The sequence below is a fragment of the Dietzia sp. CW19 genome, assembly GCF_014145265.1.
Lineage (GTDB): Bacteria > Actinomycetota > Actinomycetes > Mycobacteriales > Mycobacteriaceae > Dietzia > Dietzia natronolimnaea.
Map to the genome: position 1 here is coordinate 1 of NZ_JAALEE010000065.1, position 3778 is coordinate 3778.

Consider the following 3778-nt stretch of genomic DNA (forward strand, 5'->3'; position numbering starts at 1 on the left):
CCCTCGGCCGACCACCCCGCGTCCCGCGTGCACACGATGTTGCGGCGACCGGGCAGGGGCCGGAAGCGGGCGGGGATCGAGTCCCAGGTGGCCCGGCCCATCACCACGGGGCGCCCGGTGGTGGCCTGCTTGAAGTACGCCAGGTCCTCGGGGATGTGCCAGGGCATGTCACGGCCGTCGCCGATCACCCCGCCGCGGGCCTGCGCCCACACCATCCGGACCGGCACGGTCGTCGTCTCCCGGCTCAGACCGCGACCGGGGCCTTGATGCCCGGGTGATGGTCGTATCCGAGTACCTCGAAGTCCTCGAAGCGGTAGTCGAAGATCGAGTCCGCCCGGCGCAGGCGCAGCTCCGGGTAGGGGTAGGCCTCGCGGGCCAGCTGCGTCCTCACCTGCTCGACGTGGTTGTCGTAGATGTGGCAGTCGCCCCCGGTCCAGATGAACTCGCCCACCTCGAGCCCGACCTGCTGCGCCACCATGTGGGTGAGCAGCGAGTAGGAGGCGATGTTGAACGGCACCCCCAGGAAGAGGTCGGCGCTGCGCTGATAGAGCTGACAGCTCAGCTTGCCGTCCGCCACGTAGAACTGGAACAGCAGGTGGCAGGGCGGCAGGGCCATGTCCGTCAGCTCGCCCACGTTCCACGCCGAGACGATGTTGCGCCGCGAGTCCGGGTCGGTGCGCAAGAGTTCCACGGCGTTAGCGATCTGGTCCACGTGCCGGCCGTCGGGGGTGGGCCAGGACCGCCACTGCACCCCGTAGACGGGTCCGAGCTCGCCGCGCTCGTCAGCCCACTCGTCCCAGATGCTCACGCCGTTCTCGCGCAACCAGCCCACGTTGGAGTCGCCGCGCAGGAACCACAGCAGCTCGTAGGCCACCGACTTGAAGTGGACGCGTTTGGTGGTGATCAGCGGGAATCCCGCCGCCAGGTCGTAGCGCAACTGGTGGCCGAACAGGCTCCGGGTGCCCGTTCCCGTGCGGTCGGCCTTGGGGGTGCCCTGCTCCAGGACGAGTCGGAGCAGGTCCTCGTACGGGGTGGGGACGGTCATGACCGGCAGTCTACGTTCGAGTCGCCTGCGCGGCCTGCGCGGCCAGGATCTTCTCGGTGAGCTCGGGGCGGCAGATCAGGACGTCCGGGGAGTGGGTGTCGGGCTTGTTGAACCGGATCGGCGTCCCGTCGAGGCGGGAGGCGTGCAACCCCGCAGCCAGGGCGACGCCGACCGGCGCGGCCTGGTCCCACTCGTCCTGCCCACCGGCGTGGAGGTAGGCGTCCGCGTCGCCGAGCAGGACCGAGAGCATCTTGGCACCGGCCGAGCCCATGGGCCGCACCTCCAGGCCGACCGCGTCCGCGACCTGGAGCGCCCCCGGCGGGGGGTTGTTGCGGCTGATGACCATGGTCCCCGAATGGGGGCCGTCCACGTGGTCGACCTGGTCGGAGCGGAACACGCGCCCCGAGTCGGGGAGCCCCACGGAGGCGACGGTGGGCTGCCCGTCGACGACGAGCGCGACGTGGACCGACCAGTCCGAGCGGCCCGTGGAGAACTCCTTCGTGCCGTCGATCACGTCGGTGATCCAGACGCGGGATTTGTCCAGCCTGCTGAGATCGTCGGAGACCCCCTCGGAGAGCGTCCCGTCATCCGGGCGGTGCACGGCCAGCACCTCGTCGGTCCAGTTCTGCGCCACCTCGTTGGCGACACGGGCGAGCGAACGCCCGCGGAGCAGCCCCCCGGCGCGCGTCCCCCGGACGATGTCCCCGATCCCTGTGGCGAGGAAACAGGCGAGGTCGTCGTCGTCGAGTTCGCGCGTGCTGTCGCTCTGCATGCTCACGGTCTTGCGCATGCCGACACTCTACGGAGGTGGGGCGCGGGTCGGGCCGATGTCGTACGTGTGCGACATCATGAGTTCATGTCCGACGCACTGGAGCGGTTCCACCCGGCCACGGCCTCGTGGTTCCGTGGGGCGTTCGACCGGCCCACCCCCGCGCAGGCGGGGGCGTGGGCGTCCCTGGCGAGCGGTGCCCACACGCTCGTCGTGGCCCCCACGGGGTCGGGCAAGACCCTCTCGGCGTTCCTGGACTCGCTCGACCGACTCATGTTGGGCGGCGGCCACAGCACCAGTACCAGCACCAGTACCAGTACCAGTACCAGCACCAGTACCAGCGACGGTGACAGCACAGGCGCACCCCCGCCCGGCACCCGTGTGCTCTACATCTCCCCGATCAAGGCGCTGGCCGTGGACGTCGAGCGCAATCTCCGGGCGCCGCTCGCCGGGATCGCGCGCGAGGCCGCGTCCCTGGGCGTGGAGACCGCGGAGGTGACGGTGGGGATCCGCACCGGTGACACGCCGCCCGAGGAACGCCGGCGGCAGCGGTCGCGGCCACCGCACGTGTTGGTCACCACCCCCGAGTCGCTCTTCCTGCTCCTCACCTCGGCCGCACGGGAGACCCTGGCCACGGTCGACACGGTGATCATCGACGAGATCCACGCGGTGGCCGCCAGTAAGCGCGGCGCCCACCTCGCCCTCAGTCTCGAGCGACTGGACGACCTGCTGGACACCCCCGCCCGGAGGGTGGGCCTGTCCGCCACCGTCCGGCCGCACTCCGAGGTGGCCCGCTTCCTCGCGGGCGAGCGGCCGGTGACCGTGGTGGCGCCGGGATCCGACAAGCGCTTCGAGCTCACGGTCCGGGTGCCCGTGGAGGACATGGCGGACCTGTCCTCGGCCGGCTCGGACGTCACCGCTCCGCCCGGGACGCCGGGCGAGGGGTCGATCTGGCCGCACGTCGAGCGTCAGGTGGTGGACCTGTTCACGGCGCACCGCTCGACGATCGTGTTCGTCAACTCCCGCCGCCTGGCCGAGCGGCTGACCGCGCGGCTCAACGAGATCCACGCCGAGGACACCGATCCGGGCTCCCTGCCGCCGGCGCCGGCCCGCCCACCCGCGCAGATCATGGTGCCGTCCGAGGTCTCGCGCGGCGCCCCCGCGGAGCTGGCCATGGCCCATCACGGATCGGTGTCCAAGGAGCGACGGGCGCTCATCGAGGACGCCCTCAAATCGGGTCGGCTGCGCGCGGTGGTGGCCACCTCGTCGCTCGAGCTGGGCATCGACATGGGCGCGGTGGACCTGGTCGTGCAGGTCGAGTCCCCACCGTCCGTGGCCTCGGGGCTCCAGCGGGTGGGCCGCGCCGGTCACCAGGTCGGCGAGGTCTCCCGCGCGGCCGTGTTCCCCAAGCACCGCGCCGACCTCCTCCACAGTGCGGTGACCGTGGAGAGGATGGTCGCCGGCGCGATCGAGACGATGTCGGTCATCACCAACCCGTTGGACGTCCTCGCGCAGCAGACGGTGGCCGCGTGCGCGCTCGAGTCGATCGACGTCGAGGACTGGTTCGCCGCCGTGCGTCGGACCGCCCCGTTCGTCGGGCTGCCGCGGTCGGCGTTCGAGGCGACACTCGACATGTTGGCGGGCAAATACCCGTCGGCGGACTTCGCCGAGCTCAAGCCCCGCCTGGTGTGGGACCGCGACGCCGGGACCCTGACCGGTCGCCCGGGTGCGCAGCGTCTCGCCGTCACCTCGGGCGGCACCATCCCCGACCGCGGGCTGTTCGGCGTGTTCATGGTGGGGGAGAAGGCGACGCGGGTCGGTGAGCTCGACGAGGAGATGGTCTACGAGTCCAGGGTCGGCGACGTGTTCGCCCTCGGGGCCTCGAGCTGGCGGGTCGAGGAGATCACGCACGACCGGGTGCTGGTCACGCCCGCGCCCGGCGGGACGGGACGCCTGCCGTTCTG

4 protein-coding genes are annotated in these 3778 nt (G+C 71.5%); 1 reads left to right on the plus strand and 3 read right to left on the minus strand.

Translation table 11 applies throughout. The features are described from left to right. The 3 genes from G6021_RS02415 to G6021_RS02425 all read right to left on the minus strand — a co-directional run. Positions 1–215, minus strand: a 215-nt coding sequence (locus G6021_RS02415) for a dihydrofolate reductase (RefSeq protein ID WP_187700351.1), incomplete at its 3' end; no start/stop codon positions are given. A 29-nt stretch (positions 216–244) separates the two neighbouring features. Then, the gene (locus G6021_RS02420) at positions 245–1045 is read right to left on the minus strand and encodes a thymidylate synthase (protein WP_182640600.1); all 801 of its coding nucleotides are present in this window, start codon (positions 1043–1045) and stop codon (positions 245–247) included. A gap of 10 nt (positions 1046–1055) precedes the next feature. Further along, a complete protein-coding gene (locus tag G6021_RS02425) occupies positions 1056–1817 on the minus strand; it encodes an inositol monophosphatase family protein (protein WP_182640602.1) in 762 nt (253 codons plus the stop codon). An 84-nt stretch (positions 1818–1901) separates the two neighbouring features. On the opposite strand from G6021_RS02425, the gene G6021_RS02430 reads away from it, so the two are divergent. After that, a partial coding sequence (locus tag G6021_RS02430) for a DEAD/DEAH box helicase (RefSeq protein ID WP_182640601.1) occupies positions 1902–3778 on the plus strand: 1877 nt, incomplete at its 3' end.